At 44.9% G+C, this 21,849-nt stretch carries 19 protein-coding genes and 1 tRNA gene; 1 reads left to right on the top strand and 19 read right to left on the bottom strand.

The window, feature by feature from the left end:
- From thrS to MC24_RS07670, 12 genes are read right to left on the bottom strand one after another with little or no spacing between them, the layout of a single operon-like run.
- A complete protein-coding gene (gene thrS, locus MC24_RS07725) occupies nt 1-1,923 on the bottom strand; it encodes a threonine--tRNA ligase (RefSeq protein ID WP_038054257.1) in 1,923 nt (640 codons plus the stop codon).
- Nucleotides 1,920-2,405, bottom strand: a complete 486-nt coding sequence (gene coaD / locus MC24_RS07720) for a pantetheine-phosphate adenylyltransferase (RefSeq protein WP_004080981.1) — start codon at nt 2,403-2,405, stop codon at nt 1,920-1,922. The genes thrS and coaD overlap by 4 nt, the downstream gene beginning before the upstream one ends.
- Before the next feature lies 1 nt (nt 2,406).
- The gene (locus tag MC24_RS07715) at nt 2,407-3,036 is read right to left on the bottom strand and encodes a metallophosphoesterase family protein (protein ID WP_038054255.1); all 630 of its coding nucleotides are present in this window, start codon (nt 3,034-3,036) and stop codon (nt 2,407-2,409) included.
- Nucleotides 3,036-3,680 carry a hypothetical protein gene (locus MC24_RS07710; RefSeq protein ID WP_004080977.1) on the bottom strand — a complete coding sequence of 215 codons (645 nt, stop codon included), beginning with the start codon at nt 3,678-3,680 and terminating at the stop codon, nt 3,036-3,038. Before MC24_RS07710 ends, MC24_RS07715 begins: the two co-directional genes overlap by 1 nt.
- 5 nt (nt 3,681-3,685) lie before the next feature.
- Nucleotides 3,686-4,906 (bottom strand): glycosyltransferase family 4 protein, encoded by a 1,221-nt coding sequence (locus tag MC24_RS07705; RefSeq protein WP_038054251.1) that lies wholly within the window; start codon nt 4,904-4,906, stop codon nt 3,686-3,688.
- 6 nt (nt 4,907-4,912) lie between these two features.
- On the bottom strand, nt 4,913-5,338 hold the full coding sequence (locus tag MC24_RS07700; protein ID WP_008192775.1) for a hypothetical protein: 426 nt from the start codon (nt 5,336-5,338) through the stop codon (nt 4,913-4,915).
- Entirely contained in the window at nt 5,338-5,724 is a 387-nt protein-coding gene (locus MC24_RS07695; RefSeq protein ID WP_008192777.1) for a hypothetical protein, read from the bottom strand. The genes MC24_RS07700 and MC24_RS07695 overlap by 1 nt, the downstream gene beginning before the upstream one ends.
- A complete protein-coding gene (locus MC24_RS07690; protein WP_008192779.1) occupies nt 5,721-6,929 on the bottom strand; it encodes a S41 family peptidase in 1,209 nt (402 codons plus the stop codon). Before MC24_RS07690 ends, MC24_RS07695 begins: the two co-directional genes overlap by 4 nt.
- Nucleotides 6,926-7,714, bottom strand: a complete 789-nt coding sequence (locus MC24_RS07685; protein ID WP_008192781.1) for a tRNA (adenine-N1)-methyltransferase — start codon at nt 7,712-7,714, stop codon at nt 6,926-6,928. The genes MC24_RS07690 and MC24_RS07685 overlap by 4 nt, the downstream gene beginning before the upstream one ends.
- Entirely contained in the window at nt 7,699-8,145 is a 447-nt protein-coding gene (locus MC24_RS07680; protein WP_038054248.1) for a GerMN domain-containing protein, read from the bottom strand. The genes MC24_RS07685 and MC24_RS07680 overlap by 16 nt, the downstream gene beginning before the upstream one ends.
- Nucleotides 8,142-9,020 carry a DUF4941 domain-containing protein gene (locus tag MC24_RS07675; protein ID WP_029683492.1) on the bottom strand — a complete coding sequence of 293 codons (879 nt, stop codon included), beginning with the start codon at nt 9,018-9,020 and terminating at the stop codon, nt 8,142-8,144. Before MC24_RS07675 ends, MC24_RS07680 begins: the two co-directional genes overlap by 4 nt.
- Nucleotides 9,017-10,684 (bottom strand): nucleoside kinase, encoded by a 1,668-nt coding sequence (locus MC24_RS07670; protein ID WP_029683493.1) that lies wholly within the window; start codon nt 10,682-10,684, stop codon nt 9,017-9,019. The genes MC24_RS07675 and MC24_RS07670 overlap by 4 nt, the downstream gene beginning before the upstream one ends.
- Nucleotides 10,685-10,744: 60 nt before the next feature.
- Between MC24_RS07670 and MC24_RS07665 the strand changes: the two genes are divergently transcribed.
- Nucleotides 10,745-10,818: transfer RNA gene (locus MC24_RS07665), tRNA-Gln, on the top strand.
- A 34-nt stretch (nt 10,819-10,852) separates the two neighbouring features.
- On the opposite strand, the gene aglA is transcribed toward MC24_RS07665, so the two are convergent.
- The 7 genes from aglA to MC24_RS07630 form a co-directional block, all read right to left on the bottom strand.
- Nucleotides 10,853-12,268: an alpha-glucosidase AglA gene (gene aglA, locus MC24_RS07660; RefSeq protein ID WP_029683494.1), complete on the bottom strand. Its 1,416-nt coding sequence runs from the start codon at nt 12,266-12,268 to the stop codon at nt 10,853-10,855.
- A gap of 89 nt (nt 12,269-12,357) precedes the next feature.
- The gene (gene ubiE, locus MC24_RS07655; protein ID WP_029683495.1) at nt 12,358-13,020 is read right to left on the bottom strand and encodes a bifunctional demethylmenaquinone methyltransferase/2-methoxy-6-polyprenyl-1,4-benzoquinol methylase UbiE; all 663 of its coding nucleotides are present in this window, start codon (nt 13,018-13,020) and stop codon (nt 12,358-12,360) included.
- Entirely contained in the window at nt 13,017-14,093 is a 1,077-nt protein-coding gene (locus tag MC24_RS07650) for an NAD(P)/FAD-dependent oxidoreductase (RefSeq protein ID WP_038054246.1), read from the bottom strand. Before MC24_RS07650 ends, ubiE begins: the two co-directional genes overlap by 4 nt.
- A gap of 6 nt (nt 14,094-14,099) precedes the next feature.
- Nucleotides 14,100-15,296 carry an FprA family A-type flavoprotein gene (locus MC24_RS07645; protein WP_038054243.1) on the bottom strand — a complete coding sequence of 399 codons (1,197 nt, stop codon included), beginning with the start codon at nt 15,294-15,296 and terminating at the stop codon, nt 14,100-14,102.
- A gap of 111 nt (nt 15,297-15,407) precedes the next feature.
- Entirely contained in the window at nt 15,408-18,530 is a 3,123-nt protein-coding gene (locus tag MC24_RS07640; RefSeq protein WP_038054240.1) for a glycosyltransferase, read from the bottom strand.
- A gap of 2 nt (nt 18,531-18,532) precedes the next feature.
- Nucleotides 18,533-21,115, bottom strand: a complete 2,583-nt coding sequence (locus tag MC24_RS07635) for a glycosyltransferase family 2 protein (protein ID WP_008192803.1) — start codon at nt 21,113-21,115, stop codon at nt 18,533-18,535.
- A gap of 105 nt (nt 21,116-21,220) precedes the next feature.
- The coding region (locus tag MC24_RS07630; RefSeq protein ID WP_038054237.1) for a flagellin at nt 21,221-21,849 on the bottom strand (629 nt) is incomplete at its 5' end.

Raw genomic sequence — 21,849 nt, 5'->3', positions numbered from 1 at the left:
TTATCCCTCCATTGAAAGTTCGAGCTTTCTGCTCAGAACTTCGTTTCTCAGAGTTTCGACGAAGTGTTCTGGATCTACGTCTTTTATCTCTCTCCCCGTTCTTGTTCTCACGGAGATCTTCCCGCTCTCCAGCTCTTTGTCACCTATTATTATCATGTACGGTATTTTCTGGGTTTGAGCCTGTCTGATACGGTATCCAAGAGTTTCACGGCGGTTATCGAAGAAGACCCTGAACCCTTCCTGAGAGATCCTCCTTGCAACCTTTTCCGCACCGTCGTTGTGTTTTTCTGATATGGGAATAACTGCCACCTGGATCGGTGCAAGCCAGGTTGGAAACGCTCCAGCGAAGTGCTCTATCAGGATGCCAAAGAACCTTTCGAGCGAACCGTATATCGCTCTGTGTATCATCACGGCTCTGTGCTCTTTGTTGTCTGGGCCTATGTAAGTGACGTTGAACTTTTCGGGCATCATGAAATCCAGCTGAATCGTGGCACACTGCCACTCTCTTCCTATCGAATCTCTTATGTGGAAGTCTATTTTCGGACCGTAGAAAGCGCCTTCACCCTCGTTCACTTTGTACGAGAGCCCGGCCCTTTCTAAGGCATTCTTCAAGGCGGTTGTTGCCTTCTCCCAAATCGCTTCGTCACCCATGTGATCTTCGGGCATTGTGCTGAGTTCCACTCTGTAGGTGAAGCCGAATTGGCTGTAGATGGTGTTTATGAGATCGAGAACGCCGAGTATCTCTTCCTCGATCTGATCGGGAGTGCAGAATATGTGTGCATCGTCCTGTGTGAAGGATCTCACCCTCATGAGACCGTGGAGAACTCCGCTTCTCTCGTATCTGTGAACCCGGCCAAACTCGAAGAATCTCAGCGGTAGGTCCCTGTAGGAAACCGTCCTGCTCTTGTACACGAGAATGTGACCGGGACAGTTCATGGGTTTCACCGCGTACCTTTCCTCGTCTTTCTCTATGAAGTACATGTTCTCAGCGTAGTGATCCCAGTGACCGGAGATCTTCCAGAGCTGCTCGTTCATTATGAGCGGTGTGAAGATCTCCTGGTATCCTCTCTCACGATGGAGTTCTCTGGAAAATTTCATCAATTCGTTGAGCACTACGACTCCCTTTGGAAGGAAGAACGGCATACCGGGAGCGTACTCGGTGTTCAGCATGAAAAGTTCGAGTTGAGGTCCCAATTTTCTGTGGTCCCTTCGCTGGGCTTCTTCAAGGAATTTCAAGTAATTGTCGAGGTCTTCCTTTTTGGCGAAGGCCGTTCCGTAAACTCTTGTGAGCATGGGATTCTTCTCACTGCCTCGCCAGTACGCGCCTGAAACGGAGAGGAGTTTGAAGTGCTTCACTATTCCTGTCGAAGGAAGATGAGGACCTCTGCAGAGATCCACGAACTCTCCCTGACGGTAGATCGTTACTCTGTTGCCTTCGATCTCCTCTATTAGCTCGAGTTTGTAAGGCTGATCTCTGAAAAGTTCTCTTGCCTCTTCTTTGCTGATCTCCTTTCTTTCTATAGGAAGATTTTCCTTTATTATCTTCTTCATCTCCTGTTCTATCTTTGGGAGATCTTCCTCTGTGAGCCTTCCGTTCTTTATATCGAAATCGTAGTAAAAACCGTTCTCAATGGTGGGGCCGATTCCCAGTTTTACGTTTTCTTTTCCATAGAGTCTCATCACAGCCTGTGCGAGGATGTGTGCCATGGTGTGTCTGTAGAACTCGGGTGCCTCGGGATCCTCCAGAGTTACAAGCCGCAGTTCGCAGTCATTTTCGATGGGTCTTTTCAGGTCCCAGAGTTCACCGTTAACAACCGCTCCGATCGCCTTTTTTATGCCCAGTTCTTTTGCGATCTCCGCCGGTGTGATGCCTCTGTCGTACTCTTTTTCTTTTCCGTCTGGAAGCTTCACCTTTATCTTCATCGCTTTCCCTCCTTCAACTTTTCGTTCAGGGCTCTGGCTACCTCGGGTGGTACCCATTCGGTCACATCACCGCCGTACAGGGCCACTTCCTTCACAAGACTGGAGGATATGAAAGAAAATTTTTCGCTTGCGATCAGAAACACTGTTTCCAGATCGCTGTACAATTTTTTGTTTGCAAGCGCCATCTGCAGCTCGTACTCGTAGTCGGTCACAGCCCTGAGTCCTCTCACCAAGACTTTTATACCATGTTTTTTCAAATAATCCACGAGTAAGCCATGATGAACATCCACCTTCACTCCATCTAGGTCGCTGAGAACCTCTTCTATCAGCTTTTTCCTTTCCTCCAAGGTGAACATACACTTTTTTCTCGGATTCTCCGTGACGAGGACCACAAGCTCGTCGAAAATAGAAAGCGCTCTTTTGATGATGTCCACATGTCCGAGAGTGATGGGATCAAAAGATCCTGGATAGACCGCTTTCACTCTACCATCTCCTGTTTGCACATTCTACCTGAAAGAATTTTCTATCTTCAACCCTAAGAGCGGTGAGTCTTCCTCCGTAGACACATCCCGTATCGATTCCAATTTTATCGCGAGAAACGAACGGCTCTTCAAAGGGAGTGTGTCCGAACACCACGATCTTTCCTGGAAGAGGATTTTCACTGTAGATGAACTCGTCCCTTATCCAGACAAGATCGAAAGGATCCTGATCCTCGAGGGAGACACCCGGTCTTACCCCTCCATGAACGAAAACGTAGTTTTCCTTTTCATAGTGGTATACGGTGTTTTCGAAAAAAGGAAGAAATTTTTTGATCTCTTCGACTCCTCCGAAGCTTTCCACCGTGCTTCTTGCTCCGTTGAAGAACCACAGATCACAATCAGAGCCGTTCTTCACACAGTTCAGAAGCATTTCTTCGTGATTTCCTCTCAAAAAAACACACCTGTGGTGTTTCGAAAGCTCTATCAAGAATTCGATCACTTCACGAGAATTCGGTCCCCTGTCAACGTAGTCCCCCATGAAGATCAGCTCGTCTTCTTCAGAGAGTGGAAGTTTTTCCAAAAGACTCTTCAGAGCGTAAAAGCACCCATGAATGTCCCCCACCGCGTAAGTCATCAGAAGATCCTCCCGTACATCATCCAGTTCCAGAGAACGGAGATCAGAACTCCAAAAACTGGACTCATCCACCACCTCACATCGGGCTTTCTGAACTTCCAAAGCCGGTATAGAAAACCAAGGGCGAGGGAAAGGAAAGCGAAGAGATCCTTACCAGCGAGGAGGAACACAAAGAAAGCCAGTCTTTCAGAGATCCCTTCGATATCGGATATCTTTGGATCTCCCGGGACGAAGTTCCTGAAGACGTACGTCACAGCAACGGATACCGCGTTCATCCCAAGCAGATAGAAAACAAACTCCGCTGTCAGGTACGATCCTTTGAAGAGATCTTTCACCGCGGCGTTCAGTACAAGAAAAATCACAAGAAGGGCGACTTCCAGAAGATTTATCAAACGCTTCTTTCCCTTCCGGTGAAGATAGACTCTCAGGAGATCTCCCGTGAGATGCACCACCACAGAGACCAAGAAGACAACCACACCAGTGGTGGACTGAAAGATAACATCGAATGTGAAGGCAAGGATGGCAAAGACCGACCAGATCATGTGCCCGATCAGCTTCCAGCCCCTGTACTCTCTTATCTTTGCGTTGTTCGTGAAACCGTGGTCTGCTACAACGTGCCCGAGAAACAGGTGAAATGGAAACAAGAAGATCACCTCCAGATTCTGTCTTCGATCTTTGAGAAGAACTCTTTCAATTTTTCGAACTTGACGAATTCCTTTATCATGAGAGATGTGTTTATTTCAACAGGACCTTCTTCTATTGCTCTCGTGTATATCTCTTCAAGCCTTTGAACGAATCGATCAACGGACCATTCCTTTCTGACGAATTCTCTCCCCTTTGTTGAGAGCTCTTCTCTGAGTCGATCGTTTTTCAGAATGTGTTTTATCTTTTCGGCGAAGAGTCTTTCATTTTCTTCTTCTATGAGAACCGCTGCTTCGCAATTTTTCAAAACATCCTTAACTCCTTTCCACTTCAGAGCCACCACGGGAAGGCCGGAAGCCAAGGCCTCCAGGAGTACCAGTCCCTGTGTTTCCGTTTTCGAAGCAAAAACAAAGACATCTCCGAGTTTGTAATAGAGGGGAATTTCGTCATGAGGTACGAACCCTGTGATCTTCAAATCGAGTCCTTTTTCCTTCGCGAATTCCTCCACTTCCTCTCTTTCAGGACCATCTCCTACCATAATAAAGGCGATGTCCGGTGCGTTCAAACTCTCGAAAACTCTCAGAAGAAAATCCAGATTCTTCTCTTTAGCTATTCTTCCGGCGTAGAGAACCACTTTCTTTCCCTCAGGATTCCATTTTCTTTTCAATTCTTCAGGTGCTTCTACTTCGAATTTCTCCACTTCTATACCGGTGGGTAACACTTCGATGGGTCTTTTCACGCCGTAGCTTTCGAGTTCTCTTTTTATGTCTTCCGTGGGAGCGATCACCACGTTTGTCATATTGCAGAACCACGCGCTGAAGTGTTCCACCAATCTTTTGGGAGGAGTGAAGGGTTTTGGGATGTAGTGTCTGTATTCGGGCAGGAGTGTGTGATACGTGTGAACGTGTGGCAATCCCATTTCCTCCTGAACCCTCAACGCTTTAAACCCTATGAAAAAGGGAGAGTGGCTGTGTATTATCTGGACGTTGTTTTCTCTCATGAACTCCAGAATATTTTTTGTAGAGGCGATGGAGATTCTGTGTTGCGGCTCGAAGGGAAAGGGAATGCTCCTCACAACGAATACATCCTTTTCTTCCTCGGGGGCTGAAGGAGCCACTACCACAACCTTGTGGCCACGTTCCGTCAGCTTCTTTTTGTACACCCTTATCGACGTTGCCACGCCGTTTATTTGAGGAGCGTAGGTATCGCTGAACATCGCTATGTTCATCTTCCCTCACCTCATCCATGAGGAGATCTTCCATATGAAAAGGCAAAGCGCAGATGCTCTCACAAGTGAAATGAAAAGCAGATTTCTCAGCTCCAGCTTCCTAAAAAGGAACAAAGAAGTGAAAAAGAGGATCAAAAGAGAAACTCGAACATCCAGAAACACAGAAAGAAGGGGCAAGAAAACGTATGAAGAAAGTGCCCACATCATCTCTGTTGGTGCTCTGCCCGTTATCGTTTTGTAGAGCCCGGATATCGAGAGAGAATAGAGAAAAAACAAAAAGAAATCCTCGAGAACCTTCAGGAAAATCCTGAGCGAGTTGTACACCATCGCTATATCGTTCCAAAAACCGACAGTGTTCACAAAGAACACCAGAATCGGCACCAGAAAAGAGTACCTCTTCCCTGAATCGTCCAGATTTATCAGGTTCAGCATCATTTCACCTTCAAAATGAAGTACATCCCGCTGGAAAAGAAGTATTCTAAACCATCTTCTGTGGTCTTGATGGATAACCTCTCACCTGTCTCTCTTCTCACCACGTTGATCGCCTTTTCAAAGTCTGCTCTGTCTCTGAAAACAAAAGCCTTCCACTCCGGGTAGTATTCGGCTTTCTCCACTTCTTTCAAAACTTCGCTCACCAGGATCGATCGGTTGAGTTCTATCTTCATCTCTTCAACGGTTTCTTTGAAGGGTGTTTCAACGACAACATCAAAGGAAGGAAGTCTCTCGATTCTCTTCCTTTCGTTCTTGAAAGATACGTCCACAATCAGTAAAACCAGCGTCACCACAAACAGGATGAAGAGAAATCCGTTTCTCGTCATTTTATCTTCTCGAGCAGCACCTCAAGACCTTTTTTCACGAATGGATCCTTCTCTGGATCTACTTCTATCTGCTCTCTGGTCTCTGCGTGGAGTTCTTCTTCAACGTTTTCTTCTACCAGGACATCGGGCTCTATTCCGATCTTGTGAATGTCCTTTCCAGATGGTGTCAGGTAGTGAGCCGTTGTGAGAAAGAGAACCCCACCATTGCTCAGTGGGAAGCCCGTCTGTACTGAGCCCTTACCGAAGGTTTTTCTCCCAACAACGGTTGCAATGCCAAGGTCTTTGAGTGCTCCCGTCAATATCTCGGATGCCGAGGCCGATCCTTCGTTCACCAGAACTACTATCGGTACGTTCGGATAGTTGTTTCCATAGGATTCGTAGACGTCTTCTTCTCCGAAACCGTTTCTGACCTTCAGAATCACGCCTTTGTCGACGAACATGCTGACGATCTTGAGAGCGGCATCGAGGTATCCACCGGGGTTGTCCCTCACATCGATTATCAATCCCTTCACACCCTTTTCGAAGATCTTGTCCAGGGCGTTTTTCATGTCGGAATCCGCTTTTTCTCCGAAGCGTGTGATCCTGACGTACCCGATTCTTCCCTTCTCCGTTTCTATGAAGGAGTAAAGCACCATCTTTATCTCGATCTTCTCCCTCACGATGGTGAAGGTGAGTTTTTCACCGTCTCTGAGAACCTCGATCGTGACAGAGGTTCCGGGTTCTCCTCTCAGGTTGTTCACGGCTTCCATGTAGGTCATCTTAGACACGGGTGTGCCGTCTATGGTTATGATGAGATCACCCGCTTTGAGTCCTGCCCTCCAGGCGGGAGTGCCATACATAGGAGCCACTACCTTTATAGCGCCATGTTCCGCATCGTAGGTCACTTCTATTCCAAGCCCACCGTACTCTCCCTTCATTTCTATCTGGTTTTCACGGTAGGTTTCTGGGTCCTGGTAGTAGGAAAAATCGTCTCCCGTTCCCTTCACAAGGCCGTCTATCGCGTGGTCTATGAGCTTGTTGATGTCAAGCTTGTCCGCTTCGTAGTAATAATTCAGGATGTAAGAAAGCGAATCAAAGAACGGCTCCAATGCCTTGTTCACTTCTTCTACGGTGAGATTCGTTTTAGCAGAACCCCCGAGAAGAAGCGCAAGAACGAGTACTACTACACTGACGATAGCAAACTTTGAAATCTGGTTCAGTCTCATTCTGTTTCCTCCCTTCTGCACACTTTGGTGGCGAATATCATGTACGCAGTATGGGCAACCATTCTATCCACCGGTCTCAGTCTTTCCGGAACTGGTTTGTACGGTCTGAAAAGACTTTCCCACACTTCTATCCTTATGAACGGAAGCTCCTGGAGTTTTTTCAGGGTTTCCTGGACTTGGTTTGTTGTTGGACATACGGTTGCGAACCTACCTCCGCCTTTCAGAGCTTCCCAGCACTTATCGATGTAGTTCCACGGATCCGGAACATCCAGGAACAGAGCGTCCACATCTTTTTCATCGAAGCCTTCGGAGATGTCCCTTACCTTTATTGTAACTCTTTCTATCAACCCCCACTTCGTTAGATTACTTTCGGCGAGCTTTGCGAACTCTTCTCTTCTCTCGTAGGCGAAGACTTTCCCTGAACTTCCAACGGCCCGCGCGAGCACAGCGCACATGGCTCCGCTTCCCACACCTGTGTCGATGACCCTGTCTCCCTCTTTCACATCGAGCATCATCGCGATGAAAGATGAATCCTTTGGATAGACTATCTGGGTCCTTCTTTTCATGTTCATGATCTCGTCGATCAGGCTGGGTATCAAAATGTATCCCTTCTTTCCTGCGGACGTTCGTATGATTTCTCCAGGACCTTTCTCGAACACCTCGTTCAAATCGATGATACCGAGATGAGTGTGAAGTTTTTTATCTTTCTCGAGATCGACCAGAAACTCACTCTCATCCTCGAAAGAAAGCAGTACTCTGTCTCCAGGTTTCAGCGTATCGGCCACTTTTCCCACACCTCTCTTGGAAAGCTGAATCTGATGTCCACGTGCTTCGCGAGAACATCTCGTTTCTTTCCATCTATTATGATGTACACGTTGTTCACACCCTTCACGTTCAGAAAGATCGTGTAGAGCACCTGATGGAGGAAGTACCTCTCCGAATCAAAGTCCATTCCCTTCAATTTCTCTCCATAAAAATCGAGAATGAGGTAGTCACCTACAAAGAAGTACGCTCTCAGAACACCTTCTGGAACGAAGGTTTTCAATCCCTCGGGTGGAGAAGAAAGCGCTTCGAAGATTTCGAGGACAGGATTGTCCCTTCCCTCCGTAACTTTCACAATGGGAAGGAGATCTTCGTTCAGATAACAGATCTTCAGTTCAACGGAGAAAAGAGCGGATGCCATCAAAAAAACAAGAACAAAGACACTTTTCCTCATTCCGCCATCAGCCTCTCAATGGTATCCAGAAACACGGGCATTTCGTCTTTTTCCCTCAAAAGGACGATCATCCCAACAACACCAACGGGTATATCGTACACGGGGCATTCTTCGAGTTTGTAGCCCAACTCATTTGCTATCTTTCTTGCGAGCTTCAAAGATTCTGAATATGCAGGCAGATCCAGCCCGTTCAGGTCTTTCGAAAAGCTCCTCACGATTATTCTTCCATCACCGTAACCCACGAGAAAAACGACATCTTTCTCGTACGGATCGACCCTTTCACCGAAGGGTTTCACAACGTACTTTCCCAACGACTCGGCGGACAACAGAATTCTGAACTGGCCATCACTCTCAGCCGTTCTTTCGATTCTGACGTTCTCTTTCTCGTAGAGAACCTCCTCGGGCATCTTAACGACTCCTCTGAACAAGAGCCAATCTTTTGCAATGATTCTCACAGAGTCCTGAGTTTGTTCAACGTCGAAGTTCTTCTCACCCTCGAAGTTCACAACGACGGTTCTTCCTATCTCTTCGATCGAGTTCACACGGCACGTTATGATCTTCACACCTTCACTGGTTTGAACGTAATCCACTCCGAAGAGTTTCAAGGTTTCCACCGGGACCCCAGAAGACGGCAGTTTGTTGTTGTCGAGTATGTAGAGGTCTTCAACGTTTGCAAGAACGTGGCCGTTGTACTCGAGGTACCTCATACTTCCCACGGTTCCTGTAGAAGGTGGGGTGACATCAAACACCCTGGAGTGAGTCTCCAGAAGCTTCAGCAGATCGTCGAAATTCAAAAGAGTCGCATCGAGTGTGATTGTCTCCGCAAGCAAAGTCACAGAAAAGATAGCAAAGAGCAGTATCAACCTTCTCATCAATATTTGAAGATACTCCTTCCTATGAACTCTCTGAGGATCGATTTATCGGGAATATCTTCTATGTTCGTGATCGGAAGGAAGAAGTCCAAAAGTTTCAGAAGTCTCAGCGCTTCTGAGTACTCTGGTGTATCTTCCGGAACCTGAACGAGAAGCGGTTCGGCGAATATCCTAAGCACTGGTATTTCGTAAACCAGGGCCGAGTTGAACATCACATCAGCTTCTTCCTGGAACGGGAAGATGTTTCTTTCTTCACCCTTTCTGACGTTTGGCCACATCTTCAACGTGTCGTATGCGGTGTGTCCCCGGAACTTGTAGTCCCTCACGATTCTTCTGATGAGCCGCGTGTCCGTTGTTGTGACTCTGTTGTGATCGTCTATGTTCAGCTGAGTCAGTGCGCTCACGTATATCTTGAACTTCTGCTCTTTCGGTATAGAGGCCGTCAGGCGTTCGTTCAGACCGTGTATTCCTTCGACGATGATGATATTGTCCTTCTCCAACTTGAGGGTGGGACCTCTCATCCTCTTTCCGGTCTTGAAGTTGAACTTCGGCAGGACCACCTCTTTTCCAGCCAAAAGATCCTGAAGGTTCCTGTTGAAGAGTTCTATGTCGAGAGCCTCTATCGAGTCGAAATCGTAGTTTCCGTTTTCGTCACGCGGTGTTTTCTCTCTGTCCACGAAGTAGTCGTCGAGAGAAATGGCAACCGGTTTTAGACCGTTCACTCTGAGCTGGAGTGAGAGTCTCTTGGCGAAGGTGGTCTTTCCCGAAGAGGAAGGACCCGCAATCAGAATGAGCCGTTTTCTTTTGTCTTTTGCGATTTCATCTGCTATGTCTGAGATCTTCTTTTCATGAAGTGCTTCGGAAAGAAGCATCAGGTCGGCCACGTGTCTTTCCCCACGGGCTATGATATCGTTGAGATCGGATACGTACTCGAGTTCCAGAACGTTCAGCCATCGGGCGTATTCGAGGAACACCTGGGAGAGTTTGGGCATGTGGATGACGGGAAGCTCTCCTGTTTTTGGATCCGGATGGACAAGAACAAGCCCCTGATTGTAGGGCTGAACATCGAAAACGTCGATCCTGCCGGTGCTCGGTGGAAGATACCCGTAGAAGTACGCCCAGAAACCATCGCAGTGGTAAAGCTTCACGGTTCTTTTCTTTCTGTACTTGAAGAGATTGACCGTTTTCACAAGTCCTTCCTTCATTAATATCTCCCTTGCTTCGTCTTTGTAGAACGTTCTCTTCTCAATAGGCAGATCTTTCTCGACGAGTTCTCTCATCTTGTTTTTTATGGCGAGCACCTGATTCTGATCGGGAACGATTAATTCATTTCCCTTATAGATTTCGCAGTATATCCCCTTCCCGAGTGAGTGAAGGACCTTCAATCGCCATTCCGAATTCAGTTTTCTCACGGCGAGACTTGCGAGGAAGACGAGTCCCCTCTGGTATATTCTGAGTCCGTCAGGATCTGTGAGGTCTAAAAATTCGAGTTCTCCGCTTCTATCGGGTGTTCTGAAGAGTTCTATTATCCTGTTATTCACCCTCGCAGCCAGTATTTTGTACCTGTAGTACTTCTGGTACTCTCTGGCTATATCGAAAAGATTCTGATTTTCCTCGAGAACAATCTCCCTTCCGTCCAGTTTTGAATGAAGTGTGATCTTTCGCATGCTGTCTTCCTCCCTTGAAGGAGCTTTCCTACAGTGGTAAAATTATAGCATGGAAAGGGTTGGGGCGTGGCCAAGCGGTAAGGCGGCGGACTTTGGATCCGCGATCGGTGGTTCGAATCCACCCGCCCCAGCCAAAAGAAAAGCCCCCGATCAGGGGGCTTTGTTCTTTCAGAATTTCTTTTCGTAGTATCTCCTCAACTCTTCGTTGAACGGCAGGTTGAAGATCTCATCGAGCACTTGCACGATCTGCTCGTAGGATTTTGTCCTTGGATCTCTGAGGAGGATTTCTTCGAGCACCTTTCTGTCCCTCGAGATGTATGCTTCTAAGTTCCACTCCATTCTCAGAATCCTGGGCCACAGATAGAAGATCTTTATCCGGTGGGTGAGATCGGGTTCCACTTTCTCTCTGTGGATTCCACTGCCGTCCACCCAGACGGGAAGTTCCATCACAAGATCATCGGGAAAGTCTTTGAGCACTCCCCGGTTTTCCACGTTCAGAAAGAGTCTCACACGTTTGTTGTTCGCTACCGCGTTGATGAAAGGAATGTGCTGTTCTCCGCTGAGTTTTCCTTTCGGGAAGATGTCAGGATGTTCCTCCGTGAGTTTCATACCTGGTCTTTGCTGAACCTCTTCTGCAAGTTTTATGAGGCACTCTCTTGCTCTTCTGAGTTGCTCATGGAATTTCGGTCTTTCCACTTCGTTGTCTATGCCGCCGAACTTTCCAAACCACTTCTTCTTCGTCTCCAGGTTGTAGTGGTACTTCCAGCTGCCGTTCCTCACGGTGTCACCTATTGGAAGCATACCGTAAAATTTGTACATATCCATCGCGGCAGGAGACATCTGTGTGTCCCATGGGTTCTTCGGCTCCCACTCTGGTAGCTTCTTCTCTATCCACTCGTCGAGAAGCGGGTATGCATCTTCTCCTCTGTACCTGAACCTGTTCAGCCAGATACCGTGGTTCACTCCAGCGACCTGCCAGTCCACTTCTTCTGGATCGAGGTCGAGTTTTTCGAAGACTTCATAAACCCCGGCAACACCGTGGCAGAACCCCACTATGTTCGCACCGGTCCACCTTCTCACCGCCTGCGTGATCTCGAAGACGGGATTTGCCGTTTGCATCAGGTACGCTCTGGGTGCCATCTTTTTCATCTTCTCCGCTATCTCGAGGGCGAGCTTCATGTCGGGATAAGAAGAAAGAACGTAGGTGTAAGTGGAAACCATGTTCAACTCCTGACTGTCTATTCCTCTGTAGTAGCCGTGTTTTTCACCGACTTTTGTGACCTCGTCCCATCTTTGAGAGCCGCTGTCGTGGTACCTCGGATCGTAAGGATAGGCGGTGTTTATGATGAAGTCTGCTCCATCTATGGCTTCATCCAGACTGGATGTTTTTACGATCTTTACAGGAGAGTTCAGCTCTTCCACGTACTTTTTTGCGAGGATGTAAGATGCGTTCAGTCTTCTTTCATGAACGTCCATCATGTAGATGTGTGTATCTTCCCTTGAAAGTTCCTCCGTCTGAGCGATGTCCCCTACAAGCTGAAGTGCGAACCTCACACTCCCCGCTCCGATGATGGAGATCTTCATGATCCTGCCCCCTCATGTTAAATTCGTTTCTGAGACGAATTAATTACCTGAGAAAATTCTATCAGCTTTTGCAGGTGATCCCAAACGTCTCACAAGATCAAATCGCCAATGAAAATTCCCGCTACAGAGAAGAAAAGAGGTTCAAAACTCATCTCGAAGCCTTCTTCTTTCATCATCTCCACTATTTGATCCGGTGTCAGGAAGTTGAGAACTGAGGTGGAGAGATACCTGTAGGCGTGGAAATCCCCACTGAAAAGACCCCCAACGAATGGAACCCAGGTCTTCAAATAAAAAGAGTAGATCTTTCCCGTGAATCTTTTGGTGTTAGGTGGAAGGAGTTCAAGGATCACCAATCTTCCCTTTCTTTTGAGAACTCTTCTGCACTCTCTCAGGACTCTTCTTCTGTCTGAGAAATTTCTGAAGCCGAAAGCCACGGTGATGGCGTCGAAACTTCTATCGTCGAAAGGAAGATTGTGAGCGTCTCCTACGATGAACTCTCCATCTTTCAATCTCTTTTTTGCTGTTTCCAGCATCTTCGATGAAGAATCCAGGCCTGTGATTTTAAGATGCGGTGCTTTTCTTTTCAGGAGTCTGGCTACATCTCCGGTTCCTGTGGCAAGATCGAGGACCTTTTCTGGATTCACCTCAAGGATGAGTTCCACTACCCGTTTTCTCCATTTTGTATCCATACCAAAAGAGATGATCCTGTTCAAAAGATCGTACCTTTCCGCTATTCTGTCGAAAAGTTTCATCGCGTGCTTCTTAGTCTTTCCTCCCACTCCCTGGCTTTTCTCACGTCGGATAGAACGACCACACCGACGATTTTTTCGTCTCTGTAGAAAGCCTTTGTTTCGCTGTCGATCCACTCTCCTCTGTCTGTGAGTTCTCCAACTATGGCTATAGGAAAGTCTCCGAACTTGAAGTAAGAAGATTTGAAGCGAAAGTCGTACTCATCGGGTATACCCTTCAACGTGTTTGCCAAAACTTTCGCGTGTGCCATAGCGGCTTTCGCTGTTCCACAGATGATGCCTTCGTGCTCTGCGCAGTCACCGATGGCGTATACGTCAGGTTTTGAGGTTCTGAACGTTTTGTCCACCAAGATGCCCCTGTTCACATCGAGTCCGCTCTCTTCTGCAAGCGACACCTCCGGGACAATTCCTATGGAGCAGAGAATCACCCTCGCCGGTATCTCTTCTTTGTCTGTGACGAGAACATCGTTTTCTATTCTCTCCACGTCCCTGCCGAGGTAAAACTCCACTCCGTGTTTTTCGAGCTCTCCTTTTATTCTCTCTGTCAGTTCTTCGTCCAACCCCATGAGACGGGTCATCTTCTCAACCACTTTCACTTTGATACCCTGCTTCGACAGATTTCCTGCGATTTCAAGACCGATGAACCCTCCGCCGATGATGAGAAGATCTTTCTCTCTTTCCACTGCCTTTTTCAATCTCTTCGCATCTTCTATCGTCCTCAAAGTATACATTCGCTCCCAGCCGGGTATCTTGAGTGCTCTCGGCTTTGCACCCGTTGCGAGAACGAGGACGTCGTATTCGAGGGTTCCTCTGTCTGTTTCGAGAACTTTCTTTTCTGCGTCTATTCTCTTTGCGGTTGTTCCAAGAAGGAGTTTTATTCCCTTCTTTTCGTACCAGTCGAGCGGATAGGGAAAGAGACTTTTTTCCTCCGCCAGTCCTGCGACGTAATGGCTGAGCATGGGTTTCGTGTAGTAGGGCACCGTTTCTCTTTCCACGATGGTGACCTCGTGTTCTTCTGAAAGCTGTTTTGCGAGTTCAACACCGCCGGGGCCGTTTCCAACGATCACTATTTTCACCGTTCATCACTCCAGTTCTTTTTTGAGAAGAGATATCGCCTCTTCGATCTTCTTCTCATCCATGTTTGAACCTTTTATCTCCGTGAAAGAGAGAATTCTGAACTTCGTTTCTTTCAGAAGCTCTCCCGCTGTTCTTTCTACGGATGGAGCCCAGCCGTGCACTCCAAAGACGAGGACGGATTTTTCGTAGTTCACTTTATCTATTATCTCGAGAAGGGTGAATCTCATGAGTGGATGTATCTCTGCTTCGTAGGTAGAAACACCGAAGATCAGTGCTTCACTGTCCGGGATGTCTTTCAAGATCTCGCTGATCGCGGGTCTCTCTTCGTCGGAGAATTTGTACACAACCGGTGTGAAACCTTTCTCCTTGAGAGAGTCGATCGCCTTCTTCATCACGTTCTCGACGAAGCCGTACATGGAATCGTAGATCACCGTGACTTTTCCTTTTTTCGGTTCACCCTTCGCGACACTCACGTAATGATTCAAAAGTCTCTGAGGATCTTTCTTCCAGATCAGTCCGTGCCCTGGAAGGAGCGCCTTTATCTTCAGACTGGAGAGCTTTTCCGCACCTTCGAGGATGTAATTCTTGTAATGTCCTATCACCGTGACAATGTACTTTGTGACGTGGGGAAGGTATCTTTCCACAACGCTCTCGTTTGAGTCGTCCAGAGTCTCTGGGAGCAGGTATCCACCGCCCACATCACAGCCGAAGAGAATTCCATCAAGATACGTCACCATCGTGTCGGGCCAGTGAAGCCAGGGAGTCATGACGAATTTGAATTTTTTCCCTCCGATTTCTTTCTCTTCTCCATCCTTCACGACAGTCACGTCTTTTATGCCGTAGAATCCTTCGAGGAGTCTTTTTCCGAAGTTCGAAGCGATTATTTCCACATCGTGACCAATCGCTTCGAGCGTTGCAGGGAGAGATCCGCTGTGGTCCGGCTCGGTGTGGTTCACGATGATGTGCGTGATCTCCTTAGGATCAACGATCCTGGACAGAGTCTCGATGAACTCTTTCGTGTAGTTCTTCTTCCAGCCGTCTATCAGAACGTTTGCATCATTCAGCTTCACAAGGTACGCGTTGTAGCTGATCCCTTCGGGTATTTCCCAAACCGCCTCGAAGTACTTTATCTGATCGTCGTCTATTCTCAAAATGTAGATTTCCGGATCGTCGAAGATCTTTTCAGTCCAGATTTTGGGCATGCAGGACACCTCCATTGAATTAGGGATTCCAAAGTGATTATAGCAAAAAAATGTAAAGAAAGCGGTTTCAAAAACTGGAACAACTATGTGAATTTTTTCGTATATTGTAATTTATAGAAGTATACTGGAAAAGCGACGTTTGAATTCTAGATAGTTTTCAAAGAATTTCAGTCCCAATTCTTGACCGTAGATTCTAACAGCACTCTGCTTCACAGTGTTTTCAAGCTGATTGAGAGTTGCCTTATCGAATAATTTTTCTTTTTGTGACATTACCATGAGGAAGGCAATGTGTATGGGAATTTGTTTGATCCTTTCCAAAAGTTTTTTTGAGCTCGATTGTAAGTTACCGACCTCATAGCCCCGGAAAATGTAGAAAGTAGGAATCATTTTTTCCACAAAATGCTCCAATAAAAGATAATTGGCAAGAATTGTATCCTCGGCAATCGTCATTTTTATTATTCCTACTTTACTAAGAACTTTAGCAAGTTCTTCATAAGCTTTTTGAAGAGGGATACGTTCTATAAGGGTGTCTATTATCGGAATTTTCCCTGAAAGAGAAGTGATTTCTGAAACAAACAATTCTTCTATGTTTTTGTAAAAATCACTGCACCAAATTTCTCCATTGAACTGTTCTCCTGACATCAAAGCATTTGCCACGGTGAGTAATGGTTTTTTGTTCGGAAAATTCAGCAAATCATCCAAAAGTTTTTTGACTCCTTTGGGGTAAGCAAGATCGTCAATGTCATGAAAGAAAACAAATGATCCTTGACTGTGTTTAACGCCCATCAATCTTGAGTGAAAGGTTCCAACGTTTTCTTTATTTCTAATTATCAAAACCTTCTCTCGTAACTTAGGTTCTCCTTTTGTGAGGCTTTCAAATAAATCAGCTGTTCCATCAGTTGAACCATCGTCAACCAATACAATCTCTAAATTTTCATGATCGATTTGTTTAAGATTATCCACGAGTCTTTTTACATAATTTGCTCCGTTCAAAACAGGTATAACAATAGAAACCAGCGGTTTGGGGACAGTTAATAAGCTTATTTGTTTGCCTTCAAACTTTATTTTCTTGTGATCATCTAATTTCAGAAATTCATCTGCGTAACCTGGCCATTTTGTTGCAAAACAAATCAACCAGGAACCAACTTTTTCACCTTGAAAATATTTTTGCAAATTCTCAGCTATTTTTAAAGGTACCCACTCTGGATTTATCCTTCTCAGGTAAAACGGTTCTGCCAGAACTCCTATTACTTCTTCATGAAGAGGGATTAAACCTGCTCGTTTGATAAGAGGTTCCAAGGTTAAAAAGTCTCTTTCAAAACCATATTCCCAGGCACCAAGTTTTTGAGCGGTTTCTTTTGCTGTTTTGTAAACAAATGAACCACTGTATGGAACGCCTACTACAACGAATTTCGCAACTTCACCCATTTGCTTTAACATTTTGATTATGTCGTCATCTTTAAAGTGTTCAACCACTCCCATGTTGAAAGCAATATCAAACTCCTGTGGCTTGAACGATTCTGTAAGTTTTAAACCATCACCTACTTCGAATTCAGCGTTTTCAATATTATAATCCTTGCTTATCCTGGTTGCTAGTTCGACAGAAGCAGGATCGATGTCTATACCAGTGACATCTGCTTCTCTGAGTGCAAGTTCAATTGAGAACGCTCCTGTTCCAGTTCCGACTTCTAAAATCCGTGCTTTGTTGAGAATAAAAAAGCGCTCTAATAAACTTACAAATTCTGATCTAAGACTTTTTCCTGGAAGATCGTTCATGATAGTGAAAGAATCAAGTTTATTGTATTCTTTCCATATTTTCGCGAAACTATTCCCTGTGCTTGATTTCTTATGGATTGATTTACTTTTTGTTCTACTGTTATCTTGAGTTTGGACAATGTTCAATATTGATGCAATTTGCTTTTCAAGGGAGCAATTTTGTTCAACAAAATCACGATATTTTGTAGAATCATAATCATCGGAACATATCATTTCTATTGCTTCATCAATTGTATTGAAAATATATTCTCTGGGATAAAATTCTTCAGCTACATAGAAGTTATGAATCACTGGTTTTATACCCTTGGCCATTGCTTCAAGAATTGCTACTCCGTACCCTTCGTGTATACTTGTAGACAAAAAAATGTTTTTACTCTCAAGATAATTGTTAACATTCGTTATAAAACCATCAAATTTGAACCTGTTTTCTATTCCCATCTTTTTTAGTACGTAATTAACGTACCTCCACATTCTTTCATCTTGCATCTGACCCGCCCAGGAGATGTTGTATCTTGAATCAATATTTGTCAATTTCTTTAATATTTGAACTGCAAGAGTCGGATTTTTCTTATAGTTGAAATGCCCTACAAAAACGAGATTATAACCAGGTTTTCTCACTTTGAAGGTAAACTTGGTCAGATCTATTCCATTCCAAATCAATGAATGAGGAACAAATTTGAGTTGAGAACAATTTTCAAGGGATGTTTTCAAAACATTTTCCGCGACAAAAACAACATGATCTACTTTCTCCCATTTGATGTTACTCAATAAATCTTTGCGAAGAGATTCGTAACCATGTAATCTACATATGATCTTTTTTCCATCCTTCGGCAGTTTATTCGTTATCTCCACTGCCATTTCGTTCGCCCATTCGAGCCAGACGATATCTGCCCAGTTGTAAGCTTCCTGGATCTGTTTCCCATCTGTTGTAACTACGAGTTTCACATCGTAGATGTTCGACAAAATCTGAGCTATGTCTTTTATGAAGTTGTCCAGACCAGGAAGGCAAAATATGGCAAGCTTTATGTCTTTTTTGAACTGGTCCTTCAAGATCTGGTATTTTTCTTTCATTTCCGGTATATTGGAAAGTTCCATTGCCTTCTTATAGTAATGAAGAGCCATCGCTGGATTGTTCTGCTTCAACTGTGTGTCTCCAAGCATGTCGTAGACTTCCCACGTTTTGCTGTTGATCCTTGTCAGATACCTCCAGGATTCGAAGTATTCTCCCTTTTCAAAGAGCACCTTTGAATAGTTGAAAAGAACATCGTCGTGAATTGGATTGATATCGAGGGCTTTTTTGAAAAACATGAGCGCTTCGTCGATTTTACCTTCGTAGTAGTGTATGATTCCGAGCAAATTGTATCTTTCTACTTTATCTTCTATCTTTTCAATCAGTTCTTTTGCTTTCGAGAATTCTTTTTGTTCTATCCTTTTTCTTATCTCTTCAAAGATGTCCATAATCAGACCCTCCTGAAGGCTTCAATGAACCTGAGGTTTTTATCAACTGCTCTCACTTTAACAACGGAGAATCTCAGATTTTCCAGAGTTTTCCTCATTTGATGAGTGGTTCTCAATACTCTGAAGCCAGGATAATACCACACGGGGTTGTTTCTATCATTCAAATCAGGCACGAAGAAGAAAAGAAGCACTCTTTCAGCATTTTCAACAAGTTTATTCAGGTCTAGTGTCTCTTCCACACCAGAAACAACAAGGAAGTTCTTCGAGTTTTCTTTCAACTCTATTTCCAGATCTTTCAGGACGGACTCAATCCCAGGAGCTTCTCCTTTGATTCTCAGGTCCCTTATATCGCTCTCCAGAAGAGCTTCTATTATGTGTTCTTCTTTCACTTTGAATGGAGGTTCTTTCATGATTTCCTTTTCTCTTTCTTTGTAGAGCTTCAAGGCTTCATCTGATGGATATGGAAGCGCGTAGTAGAAGTTTTCTTTTCTCTTCCACGCTCTGACAGGGTGAATCGCACCAAAACCAGAGAATCTCTCTGTTATGTTTCCCACCCAGATGATTTCATCCTCTTTTTTCATGAACGGAAATGTCTGATTCGGATAAAGCCCGTTGTATTTGTATCTTCCAAGTGCTATGTCTCCCAGATTTTCGTTTTCTTCCACTGCTTTTATGTGAAGTTCGAAAGCTTTCAATGGATTCTCTTCTTCCCAGGTTTTTGCGAGACGGTAATAGTAGAATGGAAGTTTTGAGATGTCTTTTATTCTTTCAAGAAGCGTTCTTGCTTTTTCTTTGCTTTTTTGGAACACAGCCACTGCTGAGGTGTAGATGGCGAGTGGGTGATCGGAGATGAGATACAGTTTTTCTGCGTCTTCTTTTGCGAATTCGAGGATGTTGAACGGAAACTCTCTGTAGCCGGAGAAGTATCTGTACAATTCCTCGTAAACTCCTTCTATGTCCGGGTCGAGTCTTGTTTTCAGATCTTCTATCACGGGTTTTATGAAGCTTGCTATCTCCGGAGCCAGTTCCAGTGTTTTTCTGTACCTTGAGATGGCTTCCGAGAAATTCCCAAGTTTCAGATACAGGTCACCGATGAGAGCCTGGATAATGCCGTTAAGTTTTTCATCACCTTCGATCTTTGAGAGGATTCTGATGAGTCTTCCTTCTGTTTCTTTCTCTCTCAAAAGATCGAAGATGAAAAGAAGTCCGGGGATACCTGTTTTTCCCACGAAGGAGTTTATGTCCTCGTTTGTAAGGTATTCGAACAGGAAATCCTTCTTTTCTACTAATCTCTTCAAAATGAATTTGGAGATTCTCCTTGAAACAGGGAGTTTGTTCAAAAGCTTTTCGGATGCTTCAATCTCGAATTCCGCTATTTTCTCAACTATTTCATCGAAAAACAGGTTTTCAGAGTTTTCGGCGATCTTTTCGATTAATTTAAGTACCTTTTGGAAGTCTTCTTTTTCGCTTATCTCTGAAACAATTTGAAGTGTGAGGATGAATTTAGACTCATCTATATCATTTTCAATCGCTTTCAGTAGATGTTCATAAGCTTCATTCCATTTTTTAAGCTTTACACAAGCGTGGCACATGAGAAGGTGAGCTGTTCCTATTTCTTTTATAGTTGTGATGGTGAATTCGTACTTCTCGGCCTGCGATAAAGCTTTATTTAAAACATCGAGAAATTTCTTTCCCCATTGATAGAGATTCTCCCAATCTTTCCTTCTCTCATAAATAGCAAGCTTTGCAAAATAAGGATCAGGATTTTCCGGAAAGGCTTTTATGGCAGTATCTATGAGTTCTTCTCCTTTTTCAAGGAACCCATTCAAAATTAGCTCCATTCCGAATATATAAAGAAATTCCAGACCTATTGCAGGTATTTTCCCGATTTTCATTATTTCCTGCAGAGTCTCCCAAGCGATTTTGTTTTCCTCGTGCTTTTTACCACCTATTTTCTTTGTTTTGTAAAGCTGAATAAGGTAATATATCTTTTCTACAGGATCTTTCACGTTCTTTAGATGTTCTCTTATTAATGTCCCTGTTCGCTCATACTTTTTCTTTTTGAGCTTTCTTGTCCAGATGTAGCCGTAATGATAAATCCTGAACGGGGCATGTACTACCTTTGGTTTATAAATCGCTTGGTTGTGAACGATGTTCTTATAGTAAACAGTACCGTTTCTGAAGATCCTCGGTGTTGATGCTATTTCAGTTTTTTTGAAGTCCCAATCAAGATAACTCACTGTGGGAAGATACACGGTGTTCACATCTTCTGATAGGCTTTCCAGAAAACTTCTGATGTTTTGTCTGAACTCTTCTGAAGCTTCTTCGTCAGCGTCCAGAATGAGAATCCACTCGCAGGTGGGAAATTTCAAAGAAAAGTTCCTCGCTTCAGAGAAATCGTTTTTCCATTCGTGGAAGTAAAGCTTGTCTGTGTATTCTCTCACGATCTCTGGTGTTCTGTCTTTGGATCCCGTGTCGACCACCACGATTTCATCTACGACGTCTTTTATGCTTTCAAGCGCTCTTCTTATGTTGTGTTCTTCGTCTTTCACTATCATGGCTACAGAAAGCAGACATTTTCTCATCTTCTCACCTCGGTTGTATATTTCTATGTCCTGCTCTTTCCTTCCTCATATATTTTTGCACAAAAACAAAGGGGGCATATGCCCCCGAATTGACGATGTTTATTTTTATCTCATCAGCTGGAGGACGTTCTGTGGTAGTGTGTTGGACTGAGCGAGCATAGCCATACTGGACTGAAGCAGGATCTGTTGTTTGGTGAATTCCATCATCTCTTTTGCCATGTCTGCGTCTCTGATTCTGGATTCGGCCGCTGTGAGGTTTTCCGCTGCAACTCCGAGGTTGGAGATGGTGTGTTCGAGCCTGTTCTGAACAGCACCAAGTGCTGCCCTTGCCGTGCTCACCCTGTGAATTGCAGCGTCCACAACCATGATCGCTCTCTCGGCTGCGTCTTGAGTGGTAACTTTGAGGGAAGTTGTTGTCAATCCGAGTGCTGCTGCGCTCATGTCGTCAATTCCTGCAACCATGTTGTGCCCTTCGTTCGCTCCGATCTGGAAAATAAGCTGGGAAGCAGATGTATAAATGGCTTCTACCCTGACAACCGCACTGTCTACTACTTCGTTTTTCGGAAGAGCCCCTCCAAAATCACTTATACTGAGAACATCTGTTTTCCACTTAAAGGTTACAGCACCAAGGGTTGCTTGGCCTGCTGTCAAGTCAACAATTGTGTATTTAGATCCTCCGGCGGTGAACAGGGTTATCTTGACATCAAGTTCAGATGTAACAGCGCCGGTGAATT

Origin of the sequence: Thermotoga sp. Mc24 (genome assembly GCF_000784835.1) — a bacterium.
GTDB lineage: Bacteria > Thermotogota > Thermotogae > Thermotogales > Thermotogaceae > Thermotoga.
Note: the sequence above shows the minus strand (reverse complement) of the source record. Positions and strands in the feature narration are given on the sequence as shown.

What these genes read in the sequence shown, in the direction of transcription:
- thrS (WP_038054257.1), bottom strand. Translation starts at nt 1,923, where the DNA reads ATGAAGATAAAGGTGAAGCTTCCAGACGGAAAAGAAAAAGAGTACGAC.
- MC24_RS07640 (WP_038054240.1), bottom strand. Translation starts at nt 18,530, where the DNA reads ATGGACATCTTTGAAGAGATAAGAAAAAGGATAGAACAAAAAGAATTC.
- MC24_RS07645 (WP_038054243.1), bottom strand. Translation starts at nt 15,296, where the DNA reads ATGCCCAAAATCTGGACTGAAAAGATCTTCGACGATCCGGAAATCTAC.
- MC24_RS07715 (WP_038054255.1), bottom strand. Translation starts at nt 3,036, where the DNA reads ATGACTTACGCGGTGGGGGACATTCATGGGTGCTTTTACGCTCTGAAG.
- ubiE (WP_029683495.1), bottom strand. Translation starts at nt 13,020, where the DNA reads ATGAAACTTTTCGACAGAATAGCGGAAAGGTACGATCTTTTGAACAGG.
- MC24_RS07680 (WP_038054248.1), bottom strand. Translation starts at nt 8,145, where the DNA reads ATGAGGAAAAGTGTCTTTGTTCTTGTTTTTTTGATGGCATCCGCTCTT.
- MC24_RS07670 (WP_029683493.1), bottom strand. Translation starts at nt 10,684, where the DNA reads ATGCGAAAGATCACACTTCATTCAAAACTGGACGGAAGGGAGATTGTT.
- MC24_RS07635 (WP_008192803.1), bottom strand. Translation starts at nt 21,115, where the DNA reads ATGAGAAAATGTCTGCTTTCTGTAGCCATGATAGTGAAAGACGAAGAA.
- MC24_RS07700 (WP_008192775.1), bottom strand. Translation starts at nt 5,338, where the DNA reads ATGCTGAACCTGATAAATCTGGACGATTCAGGGAAGAGGTACTCTTTT.
- MC24_RS07690 (WP_008192779.1), bottom strand. Translation starts at nt 6,929, where the DNA reads ATGAGACTGAACCAGATTTCAAAGTTTGCTATCGTCAGTGTAGTAGTA.
- MC24_RS07695 (WP_008192777.1), bottom strand. Translation starts at nt 5,724, where the DNA reads ATGACGAGAAACGGATTTCTCTTCATCCTGTTTGTGGTGACGCTGGTT.
- aglA (WP_029683494.1), bottom strand. Translation starts at nt 12,268, where the DNA reads ATGAAGATCTCCATCATCGGAGCGGGGAGTGTGAGGTTCGCACTTCAG.
- MC24_RS07705 (WP_038054251.1), bottom strand. Translation starts at nt 4,906, where the DNA reads ATGAACATAGCGATGTTCAGCGATACCTACGCTCCTCAAATAAACGGC.